This window comes from Dyella agri, assembly GCF_044904705.1.
Taxonomy (GTDB): domain Bacteria; phylum Pseudomonadota; class Gammaproteobacteria; order Xanthomonadales; family Rhodanobacteraceae; genus Rhodanobacter_A; species Rhodanobacter_A agri.
Genome location: NZ_JADIKL010000002.1, coordinates 286,755 through 312,425, shown reverse-complemented (window position 1 = coordinate 312,425; position 25,671 = coordinate 286,755). Strand labels below are relative to the sequence as shown.

Below are 25,671 nucleotides of genomic sequence, written 5' to 3'. Positions count from 1 at the left end.
GCACGATGTTCCTGCCGATGCAGATCCACCTTACCCTGCCACCCTGGGTTGCAGAGATGGTCGACGACAGCCGCCGCTACGCCAGTGACGAGGAGCGCGTGGGCCTGGCCATCGCGCTCTCCCGCCGCAACATCGAACATGGCCCGGGCGGCCCGTTCGGCGCCGCGGTGTTCAACGCGGAAGGCCGCGTGGTGTCGGTGGGCGTGAACCGCGTGGTGCCGCAGACCTGTTCGGTGGCGCACGCCGAGATGATGGCCTACATGAGCGCGCAGCAGCGCCTGGCCAGCTTCCGCCTCAACGCCGACGGCGGCCGCTACACGCTGGCCACCAGCGCCCAGCCCTGCTGCCAGTGCTACGGCGCCACGGTGTGGGCCGGCGTGGACGAGCTGCTGGTCGGCGCACGCGCCGAGGACGTCGAGGAACTCACCGAATTCGACGAAGGCCCGCTGCCCGCCGACTGGATCGGCGAGCTCGCGCGCCGCGGCATCGCCGTGCGCCGCGACATCCTGCGCGACCAGGCGCGCAGCGTCCTCGCCGACTACGGCGCCCGCGGCGCATCGTATTGAAACGCCTGCGTGCCGCGCTACCGCTGCTCCTGCTGCTGCTCGCGGGGATCGTGCTGTATGCGTCGGGCGCATTGGACCGGTTCAGCCCGCAACACCTGGTCGCCCACCAGCACGAGCTGCACGCGCACATCGCCGAACACCCCTGGCTGAGCCGGCTGGCCTTCATCGGCCTGCTCACGCTGGCGATGTCCACCGGCATCCCGGGCACCATCGTGATCATCCTGGCCGGCGGCTTCGCCTTCGGCGTGGTCGACGGCACCCTGTGCTCCTCGGCCGGGCTGACCCTGGGTTCGCTGATCCTCTACCTGGCCAGCCGCTACGCCTTCGGCGCCGGCACGCGCCCGCCACCGCCGTTCGCGGCCCGGCTGCACCATGGCTTCGAACGCCATCCGGTGAGCTACACCTTGTTCCTGCGCTTCGTGCCTGTGATGCCGTTTGGCGCCGTCACCGTGGGGCTGGCCTGGCTGCGCTGCCCGATGTGGTTGTTCCTCGGCGCCAGCTGGCTGGGCGGTACCGTGTCGCTGGTGTTCGAATGCTCGATCGGCGCGGGACTGGGCGAGGCGCTGGGCCATGACGGTGCGCTCGACGCAGGGCTGCTGCTGCACGCCTCGGTGCTGCTGCCGATGGGCGCCCTCGCCCTGCTCGCGCTGCTGCCGCTGCTGATCGAGCGCCTCACCCGGCGCTGGCGGCACCTTCCGCCGCCCACGCAGGACTAAGAGCCTGTTCAATGTCTCCGCGTAGCCCGGGTTGCCCTCGCATGGCCGCCATGCGGCAGCGCGCGGCTTGACCTGCTGAGCGGCCACAGCGTTTGCTAATCATCCGGCGCGCATGCTTGCGCGAATCACGCTTACCCACCCGCCGGAGCAAGCCATGAAGTCCTTCGCCCTGCTGCTGTCACTCGCCGCCGTCGGCAGCGCCGCTGCCGCGACCGCACCCACTGCCATGCCGCACTACGCCGTACTGGAACACTATCCGCTGGGCGGCAGCGGCGGCTGGGACTACCTCACCATCGACCCGGCCGCGCATCACCTGCTGATCGCCCGCAACGACCGCGTGATGGCGGTGGACACCCGCAACGGCAAGCTGGCCGGCGAGATTCCCGGCATGCAGCACGTCCACGGCATCGCGCTGGTGCAGAAGCTGCGCCACGGCTACGTCAGCGACGGCACCGCCAACGGCGTCCACGTGATCGACCTGGATACGCTGAAGGACTTGCGCACGATCCCGGTCGGCGGCCAGGGGCCTGACGCCATCGTGTTCGACCCGGCCAGCGGCCACGTGCTGACCATGAACGGCCACAGCGGCGACGCCAGCGTGATCGATCCGGCCAGCGACAAGGCGATCGCCGAGATCGCCCTGCCCGGCAAGCCCGAATTCGCGGTCAGCGACGGCCGCGGCCACGTGTACGCCAACATCGAGGACAAGAGCGAACTGGTGCGCATCGATACGAAGGCGAACAAAGCCGATGCCGTGTGGAAGCTCGCGCCCTGCGATTCGCCGAGCGGCCTGGCCCTCGACGCGCAGTCCCGCCGCCTGTTTTCGGTCTGCGACAACAAGCTCATGGTGGTCACCGACGCCGACGACGGCCACCAGGTCGCCACCGTGGCCATCGGCGACGGCCCGGACGCCGCCGGCTTCGATCCCAGCACCCGACTGGCCTACAGCTCGAACCACGACGGCACGCTGACCATCGTGCACGAGGACGACGCCAACCACTACAGCGTAGTGACGAACGTGCCCACCCAGGCCGGCGCCCGCACCATGGCGCTGGACGAGTCCACCCACCGCGTATGGCTGGTGACCGCTGCACCCGCGCCGCGTCATGCCCCGGTGAAGGATTTCACCGCGCTGGTGGTCGGTTCGCACTGAGATTTCGCGGCTGTTGCCGCTCGCGGGAATGGAACGGGCGGCTACCCGCGGCCGCCCGTTCCAGACAAAAAAAGAACGCCCGGCGGGCGCTCTGGATTGGTGGGTCGTCCGGGACTCGAACCCGGGACCAATGGATTAAAAGTCCAGTGCTCTACCAACTGAGCTAACGACCCGTCATGCAAGTGGACTGGCGATTTTAGGGATTGCGCCGCATACGCACAAGCAAAAGTCGGCTCAGACGTAATGCGTGGGATCAGGCAGGCCCGCCTCGCGGAAGCCCTGCGCACGCAGGCGGCAGGCGTCGCAGTGGCCGCAGGCGCGGCCTTGGGCGTCGGCCTGGTAGCAGCTCACCGTGGCGGAAAAATCCACGCCCAGCCGCGCGCCTTCGCGCGCGATGTCGGCCTTGCTCATCGCCATCAGCGGCGCGTGGATGCGGATGCCCGCACCCTCCACACCCGCCTTGGTGGCCACGTTGGCGAGCTGCTCGTAGGCCTCGATGAAGGCGGGCCGGCAATCGGGATAGCCCGAATAGTCCACCGCGTTGACGCCGCACCAGATATCGGTGGAACCCAGCACCTCGGCCCAGCCCAGCGCGATCGACAACATGATGGTGTTTCGCGCCGGCACGTAGGTCACCGGGATGTGGCCGTCGCCGTCGTGCGCGTCGTCGTCCAGCGGCACGGCTATGTCTGCGGTGAGCGCCGAGCCTCCGATGCTGCGCAGGTCGACCTGCACGGTCTTGTGCTCGACCGCGCCGAGCATCTTCGATACGCGTTCGGAGGCTTCCAGCTCGGAGCTGTGGCGTTGGCCATAGGCCACGCTCAGCGCATGCACCTGGTAGCCCTGTTCGCGCGCGATGGCGATGGTGACGGCCGAATCCATGCCGCCGGAGACGAGCACGACGGCCTTGCGGGGAGATGTTTCAGACATGGCGTTCATCCACTGAAGTACGGCCGGTCACCGGCCGGGAAAGCGCATGCGGCGACACAGGCCACAGCGATTGAAACAGGAGCGGGTGCAGCGAGAGTGCGCGACGCGTTTCAGCCACCCCCGCTCTATTTTCCTCGCGCGTCGTTCCACAGCAGCTTGTGCAGCTGCAGTTGGAAGCGTACCGGGAGCTTGTCGGCGATGATCCATTCGGCCAGTTCGCGCGGTTCGACCTTGCCCCAGACCGGCGAGAACAGCACCATGCAACGCTGCTCCAGCGCGTGCTCAGCCACCACGCCGCGTGCCCACTCGTAGTCGGCGCGGCTCGCGATCACGATCTTCACCTGGTCGTGCGGCAGCAGATGATCCAGGTTGGACCACAGGTTGCGCGCACTTTCGCCGGAGTCCGGCGCCTTCAGATCCATCACCTTGCGCACGCGCGGGTCGACCGCGGCCACGTCGAGCGCGCCGGAGGTTTCCAGCGAGACCTCGTAGCCGGCGTCGCACAGACGCTGCAGCAGGACCAGGCAGCGCTTCTGCGCCAGCGGTTCGCCGCCGGTGACGCAGACATGCCGGGCGCCGTGGCTGGCGACCTCGGCCAGGATGGCGTCGATGGCGTGCCACTGGCCGCCGTGGAACGAGTACTCGGTATCGCACCAGACGCAGCGCAGCGGGCAGCCGGTGAGGCGCACGAACACGGTGCGCCAGCCGATCGCGTCGGCTTCGCCCTGGATCGAATGGAAGATCTCGGTGATGCGCAGCCGCTCGGCGGCGACCGGGGACGCGGCGTCAACCGCGCTGGTGCTGGCTTCGCTCACCGCACGACCCTCAACCGGCCGTGGTCTGGATGCGGCGCAGCCGCTCCTTCGCCAGGCTGGCAGCCTTGGAACTGGGGTATTTGCTGACCACGGACTCGAGCGTGGCCTTGGCGGCCGGCGCCTGCTTCAGTTCGAGCTGGCAGTAGCCGACCTTGAGCAGCGCGTCGGGCGCCTTCTCGCTCTGCGGGAACTGGCTCAGCAGATGCTGGAAGGCCTGCAGCGCCACCGGGTAGTTGGTGGTGACGTAGTACGACTCGCCCAGCCAATAGAAGGCGTTCGGGGTGAGCGAATGGTCCGGGTACTTCTCGATGAAGGTGCGGAACTGGCGCGAGGCGCCGACATAGTCGCCACCGCGCAAGGTCTTGAAGGCCGCGTCGTAGGCAGCCTGCGCCGCGGCGTTGTCGGCGGCGGAAAGCGGCTTGCCGCCCTTGGCCGGCGGCGCCTTGGTGTCCGCTGCCGGCGGAGCCGTGTTGCCCGGCGCATTGCCTGCCGCGGCGGTGCCTGCGGCGGCCGCGCCCGTGGCGGCGGCTGCCGTGGCCGGTGCGCTGCCGCCGGAGGCCGGCGCCGCGCCCGTCTTGCTGGCGCCCTCGAGTCGTCCCATGCGGGAGTCGAGGTCGATGTACTGATCCTTGCTCTTGTCCTGGAGCTGCTGCAGCTGGTGCTGCAATTCCTCGATCTGGCCTTGCATCTGCTGCAGTTGCGATTGCATCTGCTGCAGCTGGTTGACCATCTGCACGCTGCTCTGGTCCTTGTTCTGCGCCCGCTGCTCAAGCAGGGAGACGCGGTCCGCGAGACTCAGGCGCGAGTCCTGCGCGAACACCGGCAGCACGAAAAGCATGGCGGACGCGATTGCGCCCGCCATGCCGATCCTGGCTGCAGTTTTGCTGGCCAGATGCTTCATCGCTTACTCGGCCGTGTAGACGATCTCGACGCGACGGTTCTTGCTCCAGCAATCCTCATTGTGCTCGCGGCACACCGGCTTTTCCTTGCCGTAGGAGATCACGCTGACCTGGCTGGCGGAACCGCCATTGGCCTGCAGCGCGCTGGAGACCGCGTTCGCACGACGCTCGCCCAGGCCCAGGTTGTATTCCTTGGAACCGCGCTCGTCGGTGTTGCCTTCCAGACGCATCTGCGCCATCGGGCGGTCCTGCAGGTACTTGGCGTGGCAAGCCATGATCTGCTGGAACTCCGGCTTGATCTCGGTCTTGTCGAAGTCGAAGTACACGACGCGCTGACGCAGGCAGGCATCGGTGTTCAGGTCGGCCGGCGTGTACTTGCCGTTGGTGGAGGGCACTTCGGTCTGAGCCTGCTGCTCCGGCTGGACAGCCTGCGGCTTGGTTTCCTGCTTCTTGGAACAGGCGGCCGCGCCAACGCAAAGCAGGGCGACCAGGGCGACGCGAACGGTCTTATTCATGGTGACGTTCCTTCAAACGTGTTGAGTTCCGGCATACAGTGACGGACTGGTTACGGGACGAAATCGCCGGTGGGCCGGCTGTTATTTATTCTGGTACTGCAAGATCAACGGCGTGTGATGCGCGCCTCCAATGGCTGACCCTGGCGCGCGAAGGCGTTACGGCCGGCAAAACACGCCGGGCGCGACCCTCGCGGGCCGTCCCCGGCATCGACCGCCGCACGCGAATGCGACAGTACGAAACAATTATTGCTGTCGATATGGTCCCCAAGCAGGATCACTCACGCTGCCGTTGGCAAGCGCGAGACGCTGGCGCACCATGCCGTCGGCTGACGTAGCATACAGCACACCGCGCGGACCTTCAGTAGCGCCGTACAGCAGCATGCTGGCGTTCGGCGCCCAGCTGGGGCCGAAATCCAGCGGACCGGGCGAAAGATAATGCACCTGCCCGCCCAGGCCCAGGTCCATCACCGCGATGCGGAACACGTTGCCGTTGCCCTGGACCATGGCCAGTTCCTTGCCGTCGTAGCTGATATCGGCGTTGGAATTGGACTGACCCTGGAAGCTGACGCGATCGCCCGTGCCGCCGCCGGCCGGGATCTTGTAGATCTGGGCGCGGCCGGAACGGTCCGAGGTGAAATAGATGGACTGGCCGTCCGCCGACCACACCGGCTCGGTGTCGATCGCAAGGTTGTGGGTCAGCCGGGTCTCCTGGCGGGAACCCAGATCCAGCACGAACAGCTCGAGGTTGCCCACATAGGAGAGCGCCACCGCCAGCCTCCGGCCGTCCGGCGACCACGCCGGCGCGCCGTTGATGCCCTTGGCGTGCGATTCCACCAGTTGGCGGGCACCGGTGGTCAGGTCTTGCACGTAGATCTGCGAATTGCCGCTCTCGAAGGAGACGTAGGCGATCTTCTTGCCGTCCGGCGACCACGCCGGCGACATCAGCGATTCATGCGAACGCGCCACCACCTGCGGGTTGTAGCCATCCGAATCGGCCACCACCAGCGAATAGTTGGTGTTGTTGCCCAGGCCCACCTGGGTGATATAGGCGATGCGCGTCCAGAACGCGCCGCGCACGCCGGTGATCTTCTGGTAGATCGCGTCGGCGATCTGGTGCGACACGCCGCGCAGGTCGCCCGCCGGCGCAGTGTAGGACTGTGCCAGCAGGTTCTGCTGCTTGTTCACGTCCCACAGCTCGTAGTTGATCTTCAGCATGCCGCCGCCGGCGTCGCTGATGCTGCCCACCGTGATGAAGTCCTGCTTGAGCAGGCGCCAGGTGGCGAACTTGATATCCGCGCCCTTGGCCGGGAACTCCACGATGTCGCTCTTGGCCAGCGAGCGGAACTTGCCGCTGCGGTTGAGATCGTTGCGGATCACGTCGGCCACGTCGGTGGGCAGCGGCGCCACGCCGGGCTGGGCAAACGGCACCACGGCGATCGGGGTGGCGGTCTTCACACCACCGACGATCTGGATGTCGAGTCCGGAAGACTGGGCGGCTGCCGGTCCGGCGAACAGCGCCGTCACGAGCAGCAGGACGAGGGCGTACAGCGGATTCGATTTGCGCATCGGGCTCATCCCTGCGGCGTGAAGGTGAAGGTCAGGTTGCGCTGGAACACGCTCTCGAAACCCTTGTACGGCAAGGTCTTGGTGCGGAGGATCGCGTTCTCTACCGAACGCTTGCCCACGTCGTCGTAGGGGCAGCTGGGGTCGACGGTAGCACTCATCACGTCACCGCCCGGCAACTGCACGATATGGACCTTGCATGGAGCACCCGGCATGTTATCCGGCCTTAACCAATTCGGCGTGACCGCATTCTGAATGGCGGCCGCATATTCGTCGGAGAGATTGCTGTTCTGGGCATTGTTGCCGGTCTGCTGTTGCGCGGCATTGGGCAGGTCGGCCTGACCGTTGTCCTGGGCATTCTTGAGGTCGGCCAGCTGCTGCTTGGCCTGCTTGGCCTTGCTGTCGGCCTGCTTGGTCCGCGCCGAGGCGGCATCCATCTTCGCGAACAAGTCGTCGATCTTCTTCAGCTCATCCTGCTTCTTCTTGGCGGCAGCCTGGGCGTCCAGTTCGGCCTGGCGCTGGCGCTGCTTCTCCTCCTGCACCTTTTTTTCCTCGGCCTGCTGCAGGCCCTGCTCGACCACGCGCTCCTGGTCCTTGATGTCAGGATGCTCGGGCGGCGGCGGCAGCGGCGCGACCTTGGGCTGCACCACCGGCGGCGGCGGGGGTGGCGGCACGGCCGGCGGCGGCGGCACGGTGTTGGGGATCGGCTTGGCCTTCACCGACTTGGGCGGCGGGCTGCCGGTGGGACCGATCAGGGTGGCCTCGATCACCGGCCCCTTGAGCTCCAGCGGGCGCGAGCAGGTGATCGGGTTCAGCCACGCCGGCAGGTGCAGCGCGTTGAAGAACCCCTCGTAGCTGGCGCACGGCAGCACCGCGAGGAACAGGAACGCCACGATGCCCAGGTGCAGCAGGGCGGACAGCACCACTGCCCGCGGAATCGCCTTACGGTCGTCCATGGGACCCCTGACCCTGGCCGGAGCTGTCGCCAGGCGTGCTCATCAGGCCGACCTTGTCCACGCCCGCCTGCTGCAGGTCCGCCAGCACCTTGTACACGCCGCCGTAGTTGCCGCCGGTGTCGCCGGCCACCAGCACGCTGAGTTGCGGGTTGGCGTCCATGAAGGCCTTGACCTTGACCTGCAGCCCGGCCTCGTCCACCGGCTCCGGCTTGCCGTTGCCCAGCACGAGGGAGAGCTGGCCGTCCTTCGCCACCTGGATGACCAGGGAATCCTTCTTGCCCTGCAACGCCTTGGCATTGGCCTGCGGCAGGTTCACGTCCACGTTGGAGTTGAGCATCGGCGTGGTGACCATGAAGATGATCAACAGCACCAGCATCACGTCGATGTAGGGAACGACGTTGATCTCGGATTTCAGCTTGTAGCGCCGCTGGCGCTTCGCGTTGCGCATGACAGGGCTCCGCTCAGGCCGCGTCGTCGGACTGGATCTGCCGCTGCAGCACGGAGGAGAACTCCTCCTGGAACACGTCGTAGCGCGAGGCGATGCGCTCCACCTTGGTGGCGTAGCGGTTGTAGGCCCACTGCGCGGGGATCGCCGCGAACAAGCCCATCGCGGTGGCGATCAGCGCCTCGGAAATGTGCGGCGCAACTACGGCGATGGTGACGTCCTTCATGTCGCCCAGGCCCTGGAACGCGCCCATGATGCCCCACACGGTGCCGAACAGGCCCACGTAGGGGCTGATCGAGCCGACGTTGGCGAGGAATTCCAGGCTGCGCTCCAGCACGCCGATCTCGCGGGTGCTGGCAACCTGCATCGCGCGCTCGGAACCCTCGATCACGCCACGGGCGTCAAGCGTCTTGCGCTGGCGCTGGCGGGCGAATTCGCGGAAGCCCGACTCGAAGATGGTTTCCAGGCCGCCCTCGGCGCCACGGTGGCTCACCTCGCGGAACAGCTGGGCCAGATCGCCGCCGGACCAGAAACGCTCCTCGAAGCCCTCTGCGTTCTCCATCGCGGCCTTGGTCTGGCCGTACTTGCGGATGATGATCACCCACGACATGAAGGAGAAGATCATCAGGATCAGCAGCACACCCTTCACCGGATAGCTGGAATTGGCGATCAGTTCGAAAACGTTAAGTCCGCCGTTCATGGGCTTGGGGTACTCCGCACAGGCAGTGTGATCAGGGGGAAGGTTCTAGGATCAGGTCGGCGGGTATCGCCACGGCGCGCATGCGCCGGGTGTCCACGCAGGCCACGCGCACATCGGCGCGGACCAGGCAGGCACCGTCGGTCCGCTCGATCGTCTGGCCGAACAGGATACTGGCTGCACGCCGTTCCTTGACAGCCACCGTCACCGACAGTTCATCGTCCAGCAGGGCGGCGCGCAGGAAATCCAGCTGCATTTCGCGCACCAGGAAGGCCAGTCCGGTGGTCTCTTTGAACGCCATCTGGCCAATGCCGAGCGCGCGCAGCCATTCGGTACGCGCCCGCTCGAGGAAGCGCAGGTAGCTGGCGTGGTAGACCACGCCGCCGGCATCGGTATCTTCCCAGTACACCCGCACCGGCCAGCGGAAGGGCTCGCGCTCAGCCATCGAGGGCATCCCCGGCGAACAGGTCGGCCGCCTGCGGCTGGCGCGGCGGCGGGTTCAGGCCCAGGTGGCGCCAGGCCCGCGCGCTGGCCATGCGGCCGCGCGCGGTACGCACCAGGAAACCCTGCTGGATCAGGTAGGGCTCGACCACGTCTTCCAGCGTGCCGCGGTCCTCGCTGAGCGCCGCGGCCAGCGACTCCACGCCCACCGGGCCGCCGTCGAAGCTCTCGATGATGGTGCCGAGCATGCGGCGGTCCAGCTCGTCGAGGCCGTCCGGATCGATCTTCAGCATGTCCAGCGCGGCCTGTGCCGCGGCTAGGGTGATCTGGCCGCCCGCGCGTACCTCGGCGTAGTCGCGTACGCGGCGCAGCAGCCGGTTGGCGATGCGCGGGGTGCCGCGCGAACGGCGCGCGATCTCTTGCGCGCCGTCGATCTCGCAGGCGATGCCGAGGATCTTCGCGGCGCGGCGCACGATCGCGGTGAGCTCGTCGGCGGTGTAGAACTCCAGCCGCTGCACGATGCCGAAGCGGTCGCGCAAGGGCGCGGTGAGCATGCCGGCGCGGGTAGTGGCGCCGATCAGGGTGAACGGCGGCAGGTCGAGCTTGATCGAGCGCGCGGCCGGGCCCTCGCCGATCATGATGTCGATCTGGAAGTCCTCCATCGCCGGATAGAGCACCTCTTCCACCGCGGGCGACAGCCGGTGGATCTCGTCCACGAACAGCACGTCATTGGGCTGCAGGTTGGTGAGCAGCGCGGCGAGGTCGCCGGCGCGCTCCAGCACCGGGCCGGAGGTGGAACGCAGGTTCACGCCCAGCTCGTTGGCGATGACGTGGCTGAGCGTGGTCTTGCCGAGGCCCGGCGGGCCGAAGATCAGCACGTGGTCCAGCGCGCCTCCCCTTTTCCGGGCGGCCTCGATGTAGATCTCCAGCTGCTCGCGCACCGCCTGCTGGCCAAGGTACTCGGCGAAACGGCGCGGACGGATCGTCGCCTCCAGCGCCTCGTCGTCGAGCTGGGAGACGGGGGTGATGATGCGGGAGTCGGTCATGGGGACATTATGGCGGGTCGAGCGCTTCGATGGGACCGCCATCGAGAGCAAGAGCCGCCGTGCTTTTCGTGCCCTTGCCGGGCAGTCCTGCCCCACCGGGGCTCCGTCAGCCGATCACGGAGTGATCGGCTGACGTGCGGGCCATCCATGGCCCGCTAGATTTCCACCTGCGCGCCGAGTTCTATCAAGCGATTGCCGGGAATCTGGAAATACGCCGTGGCGGGCAGCGCGTTGCGCGCCATGAAGACGAACAGCTTGTCGCGCCACAGCGCCATGCCCGGGCGGCGCTTGTCGGCCACGATGTTCTCGCGCGACAGGAAGAAGGTGGTGTCCATCATGTCGAACCCGAGGCCGCCGCGCGCGCACTGCGACAGCGCCAGCGGTACGTTCGGATCCTCGGCGAAGCCAAAGCGCAGCGCGATGCCGTAGAACTCGTCGCCCGTCGCGTCGATGTGGATGCGCTCCTCGGCCTCCGCCACCGGCGACTCCAGCATCTCCACCGTCAGCAGCACGTTGCGCTCGTGCAGCACCTTGTTGTGCTTGAGGTTGTGCAGCAATGCATGCGGCACTGCGTGCTGGTTCGCGGTGAGGAACACCGCCGTGCCCGGCACGCGCAGCGGCGGATGCTCGCGCATAGCGGCGATGAACGGCGCCAGCGCCAGGCCGCCTTGCTTGATCTCGCGCACCACCAGCTCGCGGCCGCGGCGCCAGGTGGTCATCCAGGTGAACACCGCCAGGCCCAGCACCAGCGGGAACCAGCCGCCGTACTCGATCTTGATCAGGTTCGCGCTGAAGAACGACAAGTCGATCACCAGGAACAGCCCGCCTGCCGCGACCACCGCCGGCATTTTCCAGCCCCATTGGTGGCGCGCCACGATCAGGGCGAGGATGGTGGTGATCGCCATGGTGCCGGTCACGGCGATGCCGTAGGCCGCGCTCAGGCGTTCGGAGCTGCCGAAGTGCAACACGGCGAACAGCACCATCAGCAACAGGAAATAATTGACCCAGGGCACGAAGATCTGGCCCGACATCTCCCGCGAGGTGTGCACGACGGGCATGCGCATCGAATAACCCAGCGACATCGCCTCGCGGGTCATCGAGAACGCGCCCGAGATCACCGACTGCGAGGCGATCACCGTAGCCACGGTAGCCAGCCCGATCATCGGGTACAGCAGCAGCGTGGGCGCCAGCTTGAAGAACGGGTTGTCTATCGCCTCCGGGTGCATCAGCAGCAGCGCACCCTGGCCGAAATAGTTCAGCAGCAGCGCCGGCAGCACGAAGCTGAACCAGGCCATGCGGATCGGCTTCTTGCCGAAATGCCCCATGTCCGCATACAGCGCCTCGGCACCGGTCAGTGCCAGCACCACGCCACCCAGCGCGATGAAGGCCTGTAGTCCGTGGCTGAGGAAGAATTTCACTCCATAGATGGGGAGTACCGCGTACAACACCTGCGGGTGGCGCACGATCATGTTCACGCCGAGCAGTGCGATCACCACGAACCAGACCAGCATCACCGGACCGAACAGCTTGCCCACGCGTTCGGTGCCATGTCTCTGCAGCAGGAACAGCAGGAACAACACCACCACGGTGATCGGCACCACCCACTTGCCCAGGCCCGGCGCGGCCACCTTCACGCCCTCGACCGCCGACAACACCGAGATCGCCGGCGTGACCACGCCGTCGCCGTAGAATAGCGCCGCGCCGAAGATGCCGAGGATCACCAGCACCCAGCGCAACTTGGGCTGCTCGCGCACACTGCGCTGGGCCAGCGCCATCAGCGCCATGATGCCGCCCTCGCCCTTGTTGTCGGCGCGCATGATGAACACCACGTACTTCAGCGACACCACCAGGATCTGCGCCCAGAAAATCAGCGACAGCACGCCGTAGATACTTTCCTGGGTGGGATGCAGGCCGTCATGGCTCAGCGTGGTCTGCAAGGTGTACAGCGGGCTGGTGCCGATGTCGCCGTACACCACGCCCATGGCACCAAGCGCCAGCGCGGCGAGGCGCCGCTTGGTCTCCGCGGCGTCGCCGCCGGCTACGGTATGGCTCACTTGATTCAGCTCCCCAGCGCGGCGCGCAGCGCCTTGCGGATGATGGTTTCGGCGCTGTCGCCGTCAGTGGCGACCTTCTGTACCAGCCGCGTGACTTCGGCGGGCTTGTAACCGAGTTGCTGCAAGGCCACGGTGGCCTCGCCGGCCGCGTCGGGCGGCGCGCCGGCCGCCGTGGCGCCCGGCAAACTCACGGCCATGCCGTCCACGCGGTCGCGCAACTCCACCACGATGCGCTCGGCGGTCTTCTTGCCGATGCCGGGAATCTTGGTCAGCGCCACCACGTCGCCGGCATGCACCAGGCGCGCGAAATCGTTGGTCGACACGCCGGACAGCACCGCCAGCGCGATCTTCGCGCCGATCCCGCTGACCTTCTGCAGGTTGCGGAACAGCGCCCGCTCGGCCTCCTGCAGGAAGCCGTACAGCGCCACGCTGTCTTCCTTCTGCGCGTAGTGGGTGAGCAGGATCACTTCCTTGCCCAGCCCCGGCAGATCGTAGATGGTCGACATCGGCGCTTCGAGCTCGTAGCCGACGCCACCGACTTCCACCAGCAGCCACGGCGGCTGCTTCGATACCAGGATGCCGCGCAGGCGACCGATCATCGCCGCCGCCTCCAGGCCGCACGCGGAATGCCCACTCGTTCGAGGCTGGCACGAGTGTGCGCATGCGCCACCGCGATCGCCAGGGCATCCGCGGCATCGGCCTGCATCGGACCCTTCAGTCCCAGCAGCACGCCGATCATGTGCTGCACCTGGGCCTTGTCGCCGCGGCCGCTGCCGACCACCGCCTGCTTTACTTCCGTCGCTGCGTATTCGTGCACCGCGATTCCCCGGCTCACCACCGCGCAAATCGCGGCCCCTCTCGCCTGTCCCAGCTTCAACGCCGAATCGGCGTTGCGCGCCATGAACACGCGCTCGATGCCGCACTCGTCCGGACCATGGGCGGCGATGATGTCATTGAGTTCGTCAAAAATGCGTTTCAGGCGCAGCGGGAAGCTGGCTTCGCCAGCCACCGCCAAGGCGCCGTGGAACACATGCGTGAGCTTGCCGGCCGCATCGACGTCGATGATGCCCACGCCGGTACGCTGGCTGCCCGGGTCGATGCCAAGGATGCGGGTCATCGCAGGAGTGCGAGCGGCAAGCGGCGCGTAGCCGCTTACGCGCCCGCCTCGGCCGGCAGCAAGGCGTTGTGGTACACCTCGCTCACGTCGTCCAGCGCGTCGAGCTTGTCGAGCATCGCGGTGAGCGCTTCCAGCGCCTCGCCGCTCACCGCGGTGCGGTTGTTCGGACGCATGCTCACGCCGGCGTGCTCGGACTCCAGACCGGCCGCGGCCAACGCCTGCTGCACCGCTTCGAAATGCTCGGGTGCGCACAGCACGGTGCTCTCGCCGTGCTCGTTGACCACGTCGTCGGCGCCGGCTTCCAGCGCGGCCTCCAACACCTTTTCTTCTTTCGCTGCGTCGCCGCCGGTGGCGAACACCAGCTCGCCGCAGCGGGTGAACTGGAAGGCCACCGAGCCCGAGGTGCCCAGGTTGCCGCCGTGCTTGGTCAGCGCGTGGCGCACATCGGCCACGGTGCGCACCGGATTGTCGGTGAAGCAATCGATGATCACCGCGATACCGCCCGGACCGTAGCCTTCGTAACGCATTTCCTCACCGGCGCCATCGGCGCCCGAGCCGCGCTTGATCGCACGCTCGATGGTGTCCTTGGTCATGTTGGCGGCCAGCGCCTTGTCCACCGCGGCGCGCAGGCGCGGATTGCTGGCGGGATCGGCCACGCCGGCACGGGTGGCGACGGTGATCTCGCGGATCAGCTTGGTGAACACCTTGGCGCGCTTGGCGTCCTCGGCATTCTTGCGGCCTTCAATGGACGGACCTCTACCCATGGCGACACCCGGACCTGCTCGAAAAGGACAAGCGGGCGATTTTACTGCAAGTCGGGCTCGCCGCCGCCAGTGTGCGGCCTCGGAGCCGGTCCGAACCGCCCGTGCCGCAGGAAGGCATCCACCCGTTGCGCCACGTCCTGCGAAAAAAGCAGGCCGGTGTGGTTGGCCTCGACCACGCAGTGATCGGCCACGCCGGGCAACCGGGTTTCTTCCACCGCCACCGTGCCGTCGTGCTCGCCGGCCAGCTGGCCCAGCATCGCCCCCAGCCCCAGCGGCAGGCGACCGGCGATCACGCCGACTTCGCGCGGACCGTCCCAGCGCTCGAAACCCTGCTCCAGCAAACTGCGGTTATGCCCTAGCAGCACCTCGCCGCCACGCCCCCAGGCGGCGAAGGCACGTGCCGCCGCGCTGCCCTTGAGCGGCGAACCGATGCAAACCACGCGCCCCGACGGCAGGGTTCCGCCGTCGAGGCATGCGCGCAACGCCAGCAGGCCACCCAGGCTGTGTCCCACCAGGTGCACCGCATCGGGCGCGTACTCGCCCATCAGCGTCTGCAGCCGCGCGAGGATGCGCTGCTGCGACGAGGCCACGCTCAGGTAATCGAAGCGATGCACACGGTAGCCATCGGCGATCAGTCGCCGGTGCAGCATGCCCAGCGCGAAGCCGCGCATCCACAGGCCATGCAGCAGGATCACATGTTCGGTCATGCGCGGAAATGCCCGGAAAAGCTGATTGGAACGGTAGGCAGGTTCGCCACGATGGCGCCACCCCGCCCGTCACAAAACCGGCCACTCCTGGCCTGCGACGGATCAACCGTGCAACTTGTCCGCCGCAGCAATCCGCACATGCAGTTCCTTGAGCTGCGGCTCGGACACCATCGACGGCGCGTCGGTCATCAAGTCCTGCGCGCTGGTGGTCTTGGGGAAGGCGATCACGTCGCGGATCGACTCAGTGCCGGCCATCAGCGCGGCGATGCGGTCGATGCCGAAGGCCAGGCCGCCGTGCGGCGGCGCGCCGAACTTCAGCGCCTTGAGCAGGAAGCCGAACTTCATCTCGGCCTCTTCCGCGCCGATGCCGAGCAGCTCGAACACGGCGCTCTGCATCTCGGGGCGATGGATGCGGATCGAACCGCCGCCGATCTCGTTGCCGTTGAGCACCATGTCGTAGCCGCGGCTCACCGCGGTGGCGGCATGGCTGCGCAGGTCGGCGATGTCGTCGATCTTCGGCGCGGTGAACGGGTGGTGCAAGGCCACGTAGCGCTGCTCCTCCTCGTCGTACTCGAACATCGGGAAGTCGGTGACCCACAACGGGTACCAGCCATCCGCGACCAGGCCGCGATCCTTGCCGACCTTGAGGCGCAGCGCGCCCATGAAGTCGGTGACGGCCTTCCACTTGCCCGCGCCCACGAACACGATGTCGCCGGATTCGGCGCCCGTGGCCTTGAGCACGGCGTCCAGCGCCGCGTCGTCGAGGAACTTCGCCACCGGCGAGTTCACGCCTTCGCGGCCCTTGGCGAGGTCCTCGACCTTGATCCAGGCCAGGCCCTTGGCACCGTACTTGGCGACGTATTCGGCGAGACCGTCGATCTCCTTGCGCGAGAGCGCCGCGCCGCCCGGCACGCGCAGCGCGGCCACGCGGCCAGCCGGATCGTTGGCCGGCTCGGCGAACACCTTGAACTCCACGTGCTTCAGCGCCTCGGCCACGTCCACCAGCTCCAGCGCGATGCGCAGGTCGGGCTTGTCGGAGCCGTAGCGGCGCATCGCCTCGGCCCAGGTCATGCGCGGGAAGGTCTGGGCTAGTTCCACGCCCTGCACTTCCTTGAACACGTGGCGGATCATCGTTTCGACGAAGTCCTGCACGTCGCTCTCTTCGACGAAGGCGAATTCGAGGTCGAGCTGGGTGAATTCCGGCTGGCGGTCGGCGCGCAGGTCTTCGTCGCGGAAACAGCGGGCGATCTGGTAGTAGCGGTCGAAGCCCGCCATCATCAGGATCTGCTTGAACAGCTGCGGCGACTGCGGCAGCGCGTAGAACTGGCCCGGATGCACGCGGCTGGGCACCAGGTAGTCGCGCGCGCCTTCCGGCGTGGCCTTGGTGAGGATCGGCGTCTCAATGTCCTGGAAACCGCGCGCGTCGAGGTAACGGCGCAGCGCCTGCACCAGCTTGATGCGCTTGCGCATCATCGCCTGCATGTCGGGACGGCGCAGGTCGAGGTAGCGGTAGGTCATCCGCATGTCCTCGTTCGGATTCTCGTGCAGCGCGAACGGCAAGTCCTTCGCGGCGTTGAGGATCTCCACCTTGTCCGCCAGCACCTCCACTGTGCCCGTGCGCAGCTTGTCGTTCACCGACAAGCGCTTGCGCAAGGTGCCGGTGACACGCACGCAATACTCGTAGCCCAGCTCGCCGGCCACCGCGAACGCATCGGCGTTCTCGCGCTCCACCACCACCTGCGCCAGGCCCTCGTGGTCGCGCAGGTCGACGAAGGCCACGTGGGCCTGCAGGCGGATCTTGTTGACCCAGCCGCACAAGGTGACGGTCTGGCCGAGCAGCGACTCGTCGATGAGGCCGCAGAAATGCGTGCGCATGCGCTTGGAACTCCGGGCCGCGGCCCTTGGGGAACGGGAGGAAAGACCCGGAATATTAGCATCCCGCCCGCATCGGCCGGCGACGGCGGACTACCAGCGCGGCCGCCCGCCCCGGGCATCGCGGAACTGGGCCCGGCATCCGCCCTTCACCCATACGCTGTAAGGATCGCTACCCCAGGTACGGCCCTCGATGCAGGCCGCGTCCGACATCTGCCGCGACAGCACCGAGTAGCGCCACGGCATCTGGCAGCGCGTGCCGCGATTGTCGTTGCTGGCGCAATAGACTTCCTGGCCGCCCGGGCCGCCGCCATAGCCGGGACGGTCCCAGCCCCGTGCATTGCGGAAGTTGCCGCGGCAGCCGCCCTTGATCCAGACACTGTAAGGGTCGCTGCCCCAGGTCTGCCCCTCGATGCAGGAGGCCTTGGACATCTGCTGCGACAGCACCGAATCGCGCCACGGCATCTGGCAACGCGAGCCGCGGGAGTCGTTGCTGGCGCAATAGACCTCCTGGTTCTGGCCGCGGTCGCGGTCGCGATCGCCGTAACCCTGGGCCTGCGCGCCGCGCGGAGCGAGGCCCCCGGCGACCAGCATCACGCCGGCAGCCAACACGATCTTGAGCGTGGTTTGCATGACAGCCCTTCCCTGACAGTGACGGTGACGCCAAGGTAGCCCAGCCGCCGTCAGGCGGGTAGCACGCGGCAGTCAGCGCGGCACGCAGCGATTCAGCTTGACCCGCTGCCCGCGGAGGAACCGGCGGCAGGCGCTGCGGCGGGGGCTGGGGCGGGCGATGGTGCCGAGGCCGGAGCGGGGGCCGGCGCAGCGCTGCCGTCGCCGGCCAGGTTGCGCTTCTTGTCGCCGTCCTTCTTGAAGTCGGTCTCGTACCAGCCGCCGCCGGCCAGCCGGAACGAGGGCGCGCTCACGCGGCGCTGAACCCTGGGCGCGCCACATTCGGGGCAATCGGTGGGATCGGCGTCGGACAGTTTCTGCAGGCGATCGAAACGGTGACCGCACTGGCTGCATTCGAATTCGTAGATGGGCATGGGTACTCCGGAACTGCCGGGCCGTCGCACCAGGATCGGGCAGGCGACGCGGCAGCATCCCATTATTCGGGCCAGGCCTCCGCTTTTCAATGCGCCAAGTGGCGCATGGACAGGCAGGCACGAGTCGCGGCAGGCTGCCCATCAGGGGATTCCAGGCCGCCAGGCGACGCGCCCCAGAACACGCATGCTTTTTCATTTGGACGTCTATACGGCTATTGACGAATGGAAGTCTCGCCACTAGCCTGCAATTGTTGCGATGCACAACCATTTGCCCAGGGAGACACCATGAACAAGCCGCACCACACCCTGCTCCTTTCCACGCTGGCTGCAGGCGTGCTGCTGGCGCTCGCCAGCACTTCCGCCGCCGCCCAGGACAACACCGCCGGCAGCGGCAGCGGCAACGCCACCGCCAAGCCCAAGCAGCTGCAGACGGTGATCGTCACCGGCACCCGCTCCGCCAGCCGCACCGAAAGCAGTGCGCTGACGCCGATCGACGTGGTCTCCGCCCAGGTGCTGCAGCAGACCGGCACCACCGACCTGCCCACCGCGCTGGCGCGCATCATTCCCTCGCTGAACTTCCCGCGCCCGGCGGCCGCGGACACCGCCGACACCCAGCGCCCGGCGCAGCTGCGCGGCCTGTCGCCCGACCAGGTGCTGGTGCTGGTGAACGGCAAGCGCTGGCATCCCGGTGCGATCCTGCTCAACAACGGTGTGATCGGGCGCGGCTCGCAGCCGGTGGACCTCAACACCATCCCGTTGTCGGCCATCGACCACATCGAGGTGCTGCGCGACGGCGCTTCCGCCCAATACGGCTCCGACGCCATCGCCGGCGTGATCAACATCATCCTCAAGAAGGGCGCCAAGGGCGGCGACGTGGAAGTGAGCGGCGGACAGTACTCCGCCGGCGACGGCCGGCAGTGGCTGGGCTCGGCCAACTTCGGCATCCCGCTCGGCGGCGACGCCGGCTGGCTGCGCCTTGCGGTCGAAAGCGGCAACGAGGACAACACCAACCGCGCCGGCCCGGACAACCGCTCGCCGGCCTGGCAGGCGCTGGGCGTGAACTTCCGCCAGGGCGACCCCTGGGTGCACAGCAACAACGTGCTGCTGAACACGCAGTACGACATCACGCCCGACGTGCAGTTCTACGCCTTCGGCCACTACGGCCGCCGCAACAGCATCTCGCCGGCGTTCTTCCGCTACGGCTTGAACTCGCCCTCGCCGAAGAGCCCGCTGATGGCGTCGATGTATCCGGACGGCTTCCTGCCGCTGGAGAACGCCGACTCCTCCGACCAGTCACTGGTCGCCGGCGTGCGCGGCACGGTGGACGGCTGGCGCTGGGACGTCTCGGCCAATGCGGGCGGCAACCGCGTCGCCTACGAGACGCAGGACAGCATGAACTTCGCCTTCTTCCACGACTTCGGCTACTCGCCCACGGTGTTCCACGACGGCATCCTCAAGGCCAACCAGCAGTCGTTCGACATCGATATCGCCAAGGACTTCAGCCCGGGCTGGTTGCCGAATCCGCTGACCGTGGCCTTCGGCACCGAGTACCTGCGGCAGAGCTACCAGATCAGCCCGGGCGACCTGCCCTCCTGGTACGTGGGCACCTCGGGCACCTCCGGCGGCGCACAGGGCTTCGCCGGCTGGCAGCCCGTCAACGCCGTGAATGCCGCACGCCACGACGTGGCCGAATACGTCGACCTCGAAACCAATCTCACCGACAAGCTCGGCGCCTCGGTGGCGGTGCGCCACGAGGACTATTCCGACTTCGGCAACACTACCTCGGGCTCGCTGTCGCTGCGCTACGACTTCACCGACAGCTTCGCCCTGCGCGGCACCGCAGGCACCGGCTTCCGCGCACCGTCGCTGGGGCAGGAATACTTCTCGCAGACCTCCTCGCTGTTCTTCGCCAGCGGCAACTCGGCAGGCCTGCCGGCCGGCATCTACAACAGCGGCCTGGTGCCGGTGGGCAGCCAGATCGCCCAGCTGCTCGGTGCCGAAGCGCTGAAGCCGGAGAAGTCGCGCAACTACACCCTCGGCGCGGTGTGGAACCCCACCGACACGCTGAACCTCAGCGTCGACGTCTATCAGATCTACATCGATAACCGCATCGCCTTGTCGGGCGCCATCTCCACCACCTCGCCGGCCGTGACCCGCTACCTGGCGGCCAATGGCGTCACCAACCTCAACTACAGCAGCGTCAACTACTTCACCAACGCGGGCGATACGCGCACGCGCGGCGTGGACTTCGTCGGCACCTGGGTGAAGGACCTCGGCGATATCGGCACCTTCACCACCACGCTGAGCGCCAACTACAACCAGAACAAGGTGACCAGCGTCAAACCCAACCCGGCGGTGCTCAACAACCTCGGCGTCAACTTCGTGCGCCTCAACCGCCAGGACATCCAGGGCTACCTCGCCAACTCCACGCCGCGCAGCAAGCTGATCCTTGGCGAGCAGTACAGCATCGGCAACTGGAGCTTCAACGGCACGCTGACCCGCTACGGCCGCTACACCAGCTACGTGAGCAGCCTGGCCAGCTACAACCCGGGAAAGGGCGTGGTCGACCAGACCTTCACCCCGAAGTGGCTGCTCGACCTGTCCGGCAGCTACCGCTGGCAGAGCTGGACTTTCACCGTGGGCGTGGACGACGCCGCCGACACCCATCCGGACAAGAACATCGCCAACAACACCAACAACGGCACCCTGCCCTACTCCACGTTCTCGCCGTTCGGCTACAACGGCGCCTACGTCTACGGCAAGGTGCGCTACAGCTGGTAAGGGCGACCCCCAACAAGCGACACGCGGCACGAGACCCCGGCGCGAGCCGGGGTTTTCGTTGGCGCCGGACCTGATGCAATTTCGTTCAATACGCCGCGCACGCGGGCTTCGACACTGCGGCCTCCCGCAACCGGAGGCCCGCATGACAACCACCTCACCCCAACGTTCCGCCCGGCTCTGCCTCGCGCTGGCCATGCTCACCGTGGGCAGCACCGTGGTCGCTGGCAAGCTCGTCGTGGACGGGTTGCCGCCGTTCCTCGCCACCGCGCTGCGCTTTGCGCTGGCCACGCCACTGCTGGCGCTGGCGACGCAACTGGGCGGCGTACGCTGGCCGCGACTCGACGCACGCACGCTGGGCTTGCTGGTGGTGCAGGCGGCCGCCGGCAGCACGGGCTACACCGTCTTTCTGCTGGCCGGGCTCAAACTGACGCCAGCCGCCGACGCGGGCGTGCTCCTGGGAGCCCTGCCGGCGGCGGTTGGTGTGCTGTCGGTGCTGTTGCTCCGCGAGCACTTGCGTCCGCGCAACCTGCTGGCGATCGCCCTCGCCACCATTGGCGTGTTGTTGACCGCGCTGCAAGCTGGCACGGGCTTGCCCTCGGCGCGCGCGCTGCTCGGCGATGCCCTGGTGCTGGCGGCGGTGGCTTGCGAGGCTCTGTTCCTACTGCTCAACAAGCGGCTGCGCACGCCCATCGCCCCGCTGGCGCAGGCCACGCTGATGAGCGGGTTCGGCCTGCTGCTGGCGCTGCCGCCGGCGCTGCTGGAGCTTGCCGGCCAGCCGGCACCGGCGTGGTCGCCAACCGCCCTGCTGGCGGTGGCATGGTATGCGCTGGGACCTACCGCGATCGGTTATTGGCTGTGGTACCGCGGTGCGGCGCGACTCAGCGGTGTGCAGGCGGCACCGTTCACCGCGCTGGCGCCGCCGACCGCCTTGCTGCTCTCGGCGCTGTTGCTGGGCGAACGGCTGCATGCGGCGCAATGGGCCGGCACGGCCCTCGTGGTGGCAGCGGTACTGGTGAACGTCATCCGCGTGGCACCGGAACCCGACGATGCGGCAGAAACGGCTGCGCGGATCATCGCACCCGCAACATGCCCGGCGTCAGGCCGGCGCGGGCGCGCATCGCGCGGGTGAGATGGGCCTGGTCGGCGAAACCGGTCGCCGCCGCGGCCTGCGCGATCGGCAGGCCGACGAGGATCAGGTCGCGCGCACGCTGCAGCCGCAACTGCAGGTGATAGGCATGCGGCGGAAGGCCGGTGGCCGCGCTCACTGCGCGGATCACCCGGTAGCGGCTGGCCCCGGCCTGCGCAGCGAGCGTCTCCAGCGCCACCGGCGCATGCGGCGTGTCGTGCAGCAGTTCCAGCGCCAGGCGCGCCACCCGGTCGTCCGGCGGAAGACGCAAGCGCGCGACACCTTCCGCATGGCGCAGGATCAGTCGCGTCAGTGCCTGCACGGCAGCTTCCTCGCAGGCCATCACGTCGTGTCGCGGATGGAGACAGAGCTGCAGCCAGTGGACCAGTTCCCTGGCGCATGACGGATCGTCAAAGCCGCCCGCGGCGAACGACGGCACGCCGTCCAGCTCCACGTCCCGTGCCAGTTCACGCAGCAGGGCCGCAGGCAGTTGCACGTCGAGGTAAGACCAGGCCATCCGCGCAAGGCCGCCATCGTGCACCTCGCCAGGCTCGGCCAGGCACAGCGCGCCACGAGGCACCTCCACGCGCCGCCGGCGGTAATCGAACACGTTGGCGCCGGCAGTGACAACGCCAATCGAGAAGCCATCGTGGTAGTGGCGCTCGAAGCGTTGCGCACCGAACGCGGCGTGCAGCACTTCGCAGCGCAGCCCCAGCACCTCCAGCACTGCGTGGCGCGCCGGCGGCGCGTCGACCTGATACTGCCCCGGCCGACGCGCGTCGCTCATGTCGCATCGAACGCCAAGTGGCCACCCTTGGCATCCACCGCGATGGTGCTGCCCGGCGCATAGCGGCCTTCGAGGATTTCCCTGGCCAACGGATTCTCCAGCTGCTGCTGGATCGCACGCTTCAGCGGCCGCGCGCCGTACACCGGATCGAAGCCGACGTTGCCGAGCAGGTCCAGCGCCTTCTCGCTGATCTCCAGTTTCAGCTGGCGCTCGGCGAGGCGCTTTTCCAGCGCCGTGAGCTGGATCAGCGCGATGCGGCGGATCTGCTTCTTTTCCAGCGGGCGGAACACCACCAGCTCGTCGAGGCGGTTGATGAACTCGGGACGGAAATGCGCCTGCACCACGCCGAGCACCGCGGCCTTCATTTGCATGTAGTCCGCCTCCGAATCGCCCGCCTGCTCCTGGATCAGCTGCGAGCCGAGGTTGGAGGTCATCACGATCACGGTGTTGCGGAAGTCCACCGTGCGGCCCTGGCCGTCGGTGAGGCGGCCGTCGTCCAGCACCTGCAGCAGGATGTTGAACACGTCCGGATGCGCCTTCTCCACCTCGTCCAGCAGGATCACGCTGTACGGGCGGCGACGCACCGCCTCGGTGAGATAGCCGCCCTCTTCGTAACCCACGTAGCCCGGAGGCGCGCCGATCAGGCGGCTCACGGCGTGCTTCTCCATGAACTCGCTCATGTCGATGCGCACCATCGCGTCCTGGGTGTCGAACAGGAACTCGGCCAGCGCCTTGCACAGCTCGGTCTTGCCCACGCCGGTGGGGCCGAGGAACAGGAACGAGCCGCTGGGCCGGTTCGGATCGGACAGGCCCGCGCGCGCGCGGCGCACCGCGTCGGATACCGCACGCACCGCCTCGTCCTGACCCACCACGCGCTTGTGCAGCTCGTCCTCCATGTGCAGCAGCTTCTCGCGCTCGCCTTCGAGCATCTTCGACACCGGGATGCCGGTCCAGCGCGCCACCACTTCGGCGATCTCTTCGGCAGTGACCTTGTCCTGCACCAGCTTGAACTCGCCCTTCTGCTCGGCGGCCTGCGCGGCGGCGAGCTGCTTCTCCAGTTCCGGCAGCTTCCCGTACTGGATCTCGCTCATCTTGGCGTAGTCCTGCCGGCGCTGTGCCGCGTCCAGCTCCAGCCGCGCCTGCTCGATCTGCTCCTTCACCTTCGTGGTGCCCTGCAGCGCGGCCTTCTCCGACTTCCACACCTCGTTCAAGTCGGAGAACTCGCGCTCCAGCTTGGCGATGTCGGTCTCCAGGTCGGCGAGGCGCTGCTTCGACTCGCTGTCTTTTTCCTTCTTCAGCATCTCGCGCTGGATCTTCAGCTGGATCAGCCGGCGCTCGAGGCGGTCCAGTTCCTCGGGCTTGGAGTCGATCTCCATGCGGATGCGCGAGGCCGCTTCGTCCATCAGGTCGATGGCCTTGTCGGGCAGCTGGCGGTCGGGGATGTAGCGGTTCGACAGCGTGGCCGCGGCCACGATGGCGGGATCGGTTATCTCCACGCCGTGATGCACGGCGTAGCGTTCCTTCAGGCCGCGCAGGATCGCGATGGTGTCCTCCACCGAGGGCTCGCCCACGTACACCTTCTGGAAACGGCGCTCCAGCGCGGCGTCCTTCTCGATGTACTGGCGGTACTCGTCCAGCGTAGTGGCGCCGATGCAGTGCAGCTCGCCACGCGCCAACGCGGGCTTGAGCATGTTGCCGGCGTCCATCGCGCCCTCGCCCTTGCCGGCGCCAACCATGGTGTGCAACTCATCGATGAACAAGATGATTTGGCCCTCGTTCTTGGCGAGGTCGTTGAGCACGGCCTTCAGCCGTTCCTCGAACTCGCCGCGAAACTTCGCGCCGGCGATCAGGGCACCCATGTCCAGCGCCAGCACGCGGCGGTCGCGCAGGCCTTCCGGCACCTCGCCCTTCACGATGCGCTGGGCCAGACCTTCCACGATGGCGGTCTTGCCCACGCCGGGCTCGCCGATCAGTACCGGATTGTTCTTGGTGCGCCGCTGCAGCACCTGGATGGTGCGGCGGATTTCCTCATCGCGGCCGATCACCGGATCGAGCTTGCCCGACTCGGCGCGCTCGGTGAGGTCGATGCAGTATTTCTGCAGCGCCTGGCGCTGGTCTTCGGCGTTCTCGCTCTGCACTTTCTCGCCGCCGCGCACCTGCTCGATGGCGGCTTCCAGCTTCGCCTTGGTGGCGCCGGCCGCCTTCAGCGCCGCGCCCAGCTCGCCCTTATCCTCCAGCGCCGCCAGCACGAACAACTCGCTGGCGATGAACTGGTCGCCGCGCTGCTGCGCCAGCTTGTCGGTGAGGTTGAGCAGGCGATTGAGCTCGTTGCCTACGTTGAGGTTGCCCTCCTGCCCGCTGACCTTGGGCAGGCGATCGAGCAGCTCGTTCACGCGCTGGCGCAAGGCCGGCACGTTGACGCCCGCGTGGGTGAGCAGCGGCGCGGTCGAACCGCCTTGCTGCGCCAGCAGCGCCGCCATCACGTGCACGGGTTCGAGCATGTTGTTGTCGCGGCCGACGGCCAGCGACTGCGCGTCGGCCAGCGCCTGCTGGAAACGCGAGGTGAGTTTGTCCATCCGCATCGGTGCTATCCCCACAAAGGTTTGGCGGCTGCGCCGCCACTGGCCAGGGAGATGCGGACGGCGCCAGGCGATTCAAGCAGGCGGCGCGGCTAGCCG

25 protein-coding genes and 1 tRNA gene are annotated in these 25,671 nt (G+C 67.5%); 5 read left to right on the top strand and 21 right to left on the bottom strand.

All coding sequences use genetic code 11. The features are described 5' to 3' along the window. The first annotated feature begins 5 nt into the window (after positions 1-5). The 3 genes from ISP14_RS03950 (at position 6) to ISP14_RS03940 (ending at position 2,435) form a co-directional block, all read left to right on the top strand. Positions 6-566, top strand: a complete 561-nt coding sequence (locus ISP14_RS03950) for a deaminase (protein WP_404536426.1) — start codon at positions 6-8, stop codon at positions 564-566. After that, positions 563-1,282 (top strand): TVP38/TMEM64 family protein, encoded by a 720-nt coding sequence (locus tag ISP14_RS03945; RefSeq protein WP_404536425.1) that lies wholly within the window; start codon positions 563-565, stop codon positions 1,280-1,282. Before ISP14_RS03950 ends, ISP14_RS03945 begins: the two co-directional genes overlap by 4 nt. A 154-nt stretch (positions 1,283-1,436) precedes the next feature. Beyond that, a complete protein-coding gene (locus ISP14_RS03940) occupies positions 1,437-2,435 on the top strand; it encodes a YncE family protein (RefSeq protein WP_404536423.1) in 999 nt (332 codons plus the stop codon). Positions 2,436-2,532: 97 nt separating this feature from the next. Here the strand turns inward: ISP14_RS03940 and ISP14_RS03935 are convergent. The 19 genes from ISP14_RS03935 to ISP14_RS03845 form a co-directional block, all read right to left on the bottom strand. Further along, positions 2,533-2,608, bottom strand: a tRNA-Lys gene (locus tag ISP14_RS03935). 61 nt (positions 2,609-2,669) lie between these two features. Further along, positions 2,670-3,365, bottom strand: coding sequence for a 7-cyano-7-deazaguanine synthase QueC (gene queC / locus ISP14_RS03930; protein ID WP_404536421.1), 696 nt, complete (start codon positions 3,363-3,365; stop codon positions 2,670-2,672). 125 nt (positions 3,366-3,490) lie between these two features. Continuing rightward, positions 3,491-4,180 carry a 7-carboxy-7-deazaguanine synthase QueE gene (queE, locus tag ISP14_RS03925; protein ID WP_404536420.1) on the bottom strand — a complete coding sequence of 230 codons (690 nt, stop codon included), beginning with the start codon at positions 4,178-4,180 and terminating at the stop codon, positions 3,491-3,493. A 10-nt stretch (positions 4,181-4,190) separates the two neighbouring features. Next, positions 4,191-5,042 (bottom strand): tol-pal system protein YbgF, encoded by an 852-nt coding sequence (gene ybgF / locus ISP14_RS03920; protein WP_404536419.1) that lies wholly within the window; start codon positions 5,040-5,042, stop codon positions 4,191-4,193. Positions 5,043-5,084: 42 nt separating this feature from the next. Next, positions 5,085-5,594, bottom strand: a complete 510-nt coding sequence (pal, locus tag ISP14_RS03915) for a peptidoglycan-associated lipoprotein Pal (RefSeq protein WP_404536418.1) — start codon at positions 5,592-5,594, stop codon at positions 5,085-5,087. A gap of 243 nt (positions 5,595-5,837) precedes the next feature. Further along, positions 5,838-7,160 carry a Tol-Pal system beta propeller repeat protein TolB gene (gene tolB / locus ISP14_RS03910; RefSeq protein WP_404536417.1) on the bottom strand — a complete coding sequence of 441 codons (1,323 nt, stop codon included), beginning with the start codon at positions 7,158-7,160 and terminating at the stop codon, positions 5,838-5,840. A 5-nt stretch (positions 7,161-7,165) separates the two neighbouring features. Beyond that, positions 7,166-8,113, bottom strand: a complete 948-nt coding sequence (tolA, locus tag ISP14_RS03905; protein WP_404536416.1) for a cell envelope integrity protein TolA — start codon at positions 8,111-8,113, stop codon at positions 7,166-7,168. Further along, the gene (gene tolR / locus ISP14_RS03900) at positions 8,100-8,561 is read right to left on the bottom strand and encodes a protein TolR (RefSeq protein ID WP_404536415.1); all 462 of its coding nucleotides are present in this window, start codon (positions 8,559-8,561) and stop codon (positions 8,100-8,102) included. The genes tolA and tolR overlap by 14 nt, the downstream gene beginning before the upstream one ends. Positions 8,562-8,574: 13 nt before the next feature. Then, positions 8,575-9,258, bottom strand: coding sequence for a protein TolQ (gene tolQ / locus ISP14_RS03895; RefSeq protein ID WP_404536414.1), 684 nt, complete (start codon positions 9,256-9,258; stop codon positions 8,575-8,577). 31 nt (positions 9,259-9,289) lie between these two features. Next, on the bottom strand, positions 9,290-9,700 hold the full coding sequence (gene ybgC, locus ISP14_RS03890) for a tol-pal system-associated acyl-CoA thioesterase (protein WP_404536412.1): 411 nt from the start codon (positions 9,698-9,700) through the stop codon (positions 9,290-9,292). Next, the gene (gene ruvB, locus ISP14_RS03885; protein ID WP_404536411.1) at positions 9,693-10,742 is read right to left on the bottom strand and encodes a Holliday junction branch migration DNA helicase RuvB; all 1,050 of its coding nucleotides are present in this window, start codon (positions 10,740-10,742) and stop codon (positions 9,693-9,695) included. Before ruvB ends, ybgC begins: the two co-directional genes overlap by 8 nt. A 155-nt stretch (positions 10,743-10,897) precedes the next feature. After that, positions 10,898-12,796: a potassium transporter Kup gene (locus tag ISP14_RS03880; RefSeq protein ID WP_404536410.1), complete on the bottom strand. Its 1,899-nt coding sequence runs from the start codon at positions 12,794-12,796 to the stop codon at positions 10,898-10,900. A gap of 5 nt (positions 12,797-12,801) precedes the next feature. Continuing rightward, positions 12,802-13,395, bottom strand: a complete 594-nt coding sequence (gene ruvA / locus ISP14_RS03875; protein WP_404536409.1) for a Holliday junction branch migration protein RuvA — start codon at positions 13,393-13,395, stop codon at positions 12,802-12,804. Then, positions 13,392-13,913 carry a crossover junction endodeoxyribonuclease RuvC gene (ruvC, locus tag ISP14_RS03870; RefSeq protein WP_404536408.1) on the bottom strand — a complete coding sequence of 174 codons (522 nt, stop codon included), beginning with the start codon at positions 13,911-13,913 and terminating at the stop codon, positions 13,392-13,394. Before ruvC ends, ruvA begins: the two co-directional genes overlap by 4 nt. Positions 13,914-13,948: 35 nt before the next feature. After that, entirely contained in the window at positions 13,949-14,677 is a 729-nt protein-coding gene (locus ISP14_RS03865) for a YebC/PmpR family DNA-binding transcriptional regulator (protein ID WP_404536407.1), read from the bottom strand. Between the two features lie 41 nt (positions 14,678-14,718). After that, positions 14,719-15,384, bottom strand: a complete 666-nt coding sequence (locus ISP14_RS03860; protein ID WP_404536406.1) for an esterase/lipase family protein — start codon at positions 15,382-15,384, stop codon at positions 14,719-14,721. Positions 15,385-15,486: 102 nt separating this feature from the next. Then, positions 15,487-17,259 (bottom strand): aspartate--tRNA ligase, encoded by a 1,773-nt coding sequence (gene aspS, locus ISP14_RS03855; RefSeq protein WP_404536405.1) that lies wholly within the window; start codon positions 17,257-17,259, stop codon positions 15,487-15,489. Between the two features lie 90 nt (positions 17,260-17,349). Continuing rightward, positions 17,350-17,889, bottom strand: a complete 540-nt coding sequence (locus tag ISP14_RS03850; protein WP_404536404.1) for a DUF3011 domain-containing protein — start codon at positions 17,887-17,889, stop codon at positions 17,350-17,352. Between the two features lie 92 nt (positions 17,890-17,981). Beyond that, positions 17,982-18,299 (bottom strand): FmdB family zinc ribbon protein, encoded by a 318-nt coding sequence (locus ISP14_RS03845; RefSeq protein ID WP_404536403.1) that lies wholly within the window; start codon positions 18,297-18,299, stop codon positions 17,982-17,984. 285 nt (positions 18,300-18,584) lie between these two features. Between ISP14_RS03845 and ISP14_RS03840 the strand changes: the two genes are divergently transcribed. After that, a complete protein-coding gene (locus tag ISP14_RS03840) occupies positions 18,585-21,080 on the top strand; it encodes a TonB-dependent receptor plug domain-containing protein (protein ID WP_404536402.1) in 2,496 nt (831 codons plus the stop codon). 142 nt (positions 21,081-21,222) lie between these two features. Then, positions 21,223-22,209, top strand: a complete 987-nt coding sequence (locus tag ISP14_RS03835; RefSeq protein WP_404536401.1) for a DMT family transporter — start codon at positions 21,223-21,225, stop codon at positions 22,207-22,209. Here ISP14_RS03835 and ISP14_RS03830 read toward each other — a convergent pair. Continuing rightward, the gene (locus tag ISP14_RS03830) at positions 22,151-22,993 is read right to left on the bottom strand and encodes an AraC family transcriptional regulator (RefSeq protein ID WP_404536399.1); all 843 of its coding nucleotides are present in this window, start codon (positions 22,991-22,993) and stop codon (positions 22,151-22,153) included. The two genes, ISP14_RS03835 and ISP14_RS03830, sit on opposite strands and share 59 nt — an antisense overlap. Beyond that, entirely contained in the window at positions 22,990-25,575 is a 2,586-nt protein-coding gene (gene clpB, locus ISP14_RS03825; protein WP_404536397.1) for an ATP-dependent chaperone ClpB, read from the bottom strand. The genes ISP14_RS03830 and clpB overlap by 4 nt, the downstream gene beginning before the upstream one ends. Between the last annotated feature and the right edge of the window lie 96 nt (positions 25,576-25,671).

What these genes read in the sequence shown, in the direction of transcription:
- ISP14_RS03950 (WP_404536426.1), top strand. Translation starts at nt 6, where the DNA reads ATGTTCCTGCCGATGCAGATCCACCTTACCCTGCCACCCTGGGTTGCA.
- ISP14_RS03940 (WP_404536423.1), top strand. Translation starts at nt 1,437, where the DNA reads ATGAAGTCCTTCGCCCTGCTGCTGTCACTCGCCGCCGTCGGCAGCGCC.
- queC (WP_404536421.1), bottom strand. Translation starts at nt 3,365, where the DNA reads ATGTCTGAAACATCTCCCCGCAAGGCCGTCGTGCTCGTCTCCGGCGGC.
- ybgF (WP_404536419.1), bottom strand. Translation starts at nt 5,042, where the DNA reads ATGGCGGGCGCAATCGCGTCCGCCATGCTTTTCGTGCTGCCGGTGTTC.
- pal (WP_404536418.1), bottom strand. Translation starts at nt 5,594, where the DNA reads ATGAATAAGACCGTTCGCGTCGCCCTGGTCGCCCTGCTTTGCGTTGGC.
- tolB (WP_404536417.1), bottom strand. Translation starts at nt 7,160, where the DNA reads ATGCGCAAATCGAATCCGCTGTACGCCCTCGTCCTGCTGCTCGTGACG.
- tolA (WP_404536416.1), bottom strand. Translation starts at nt 8,113, where the DNA reads ATGGACGACCGTAAGGCGATTCCGCGGGCAGTGGTGCTGTCCGCCCTG.
- tolR (WP_404536415.1), bottom strand. Translation starts at nt 8,561, where the DNA reads ATGCGCAACGCGAAGCGCCAGCGGCGCTACAAGCTGAAATCCGAGATC.
- tolQ (WP_404536414.1), bottom strand. Translation starts at nt 9,258, where the DNA reads ATGAACGGCGGACTTAACGTTTTCGAACTGATCGCCAATTCCAGCTAT.
- ybgC (WP_404536412.1), bottom strand. Translation starts at nt 9,700, where the DNA reads ATGGCTGAGCGCGAGCCCTTCCGCTGGCCGGTGCGGGTGTACTGGGAA.
- ruvB (WP_404536411.1), bottom strand. Translation starts at nt 10,742, where the DNA reads ATGACCGACTCCCGCATCATCACCCCCGTCTCCCAGCTCGACGACGAG.
- ruvA (WP_404536409.1), bottom strand. Translation starts at nt 13,395, where the DNA reads ATGATCGGTCGCCTGCGCGGCATCCTGGTATCGAAGCAGCCGCCGTGG.
- ruvC (WP_404536408.1), bottom strand. Translation starts at nt 13,913, where the DNA reads ATGACCCGCATCCTTGGCATCGACCCGGGCAGCCAGCGTACCGGCGTG.
- ISP14_RS03865 (WP_404536407.1), bottom strand. Translation starts at nt 14,677, where the DNA reads ATGGGTAGAGGTCCGTCCATTGAAGGCCGCAAGAATGCCGAGGACGCC.
- ISP14_RS03860 (WP_404536406.1), bottom strand. Translation starts at nt 15,384, where the DNA reads ATGACCGAACATGTGATCCTGCTGCATGGCCTGTGGATGCGCGGCTTC.
- aspS (WP_404536405.1), bottom strand. Translation starts at nt 17,259, where the DNA reads ATGCGCACGCATTTCTGCGGCCTCATCGACGAGTCGCTGCTCGGCCAG.
- ISP14_RS03850 (WP_404536404.1), bottom strand. Translation starts at nt 17,889, where the DNA reads ATGCAAACCACGCTCAAGATCGTGTTGGCTGCCGGCGTGATGCTGGTC.
- ISP14_RS03845 (WP_404536403.1), bottom strand. Translation starts at nt 18,299, where the DNA reads ATGCCCATCTACGAATTCGAATGCAGCCAGTGCGGTCACCGTTTCGAT.
- ISP14_RS03840 (WP_404536402.1), top strand. Translation starts at nt 18,585, where the DNA reads ATGAACAAGCCGCACCACACCCTGCTCCTTTCCACGCTGGCTGCAGGC.
- ISP14_RS03835 (WP_404536401.1), top strand. Translation starts at nt 21,223, where the DNA reads ATGACAACCACCTCACCCCAACGTTCCGCCCGGCTCTGCCTCGCGCTG.
- ISP14_RS03830 (WP_404536399.1), bottom strand. Translation starts at nt 22,993, where the DNA reads ATGAGCGACGCGCGTCGGCCGGGGCAGTATCAGGTCGACGCGCCGCCG.
- clpB (WP_404536397.1), bottom strand. Translation starts at nt 25,575, where the DNA reads ATGCGGATGGACAAACTCACCTCGCGTTTCCAGCAGGCGCTGGCCGAC.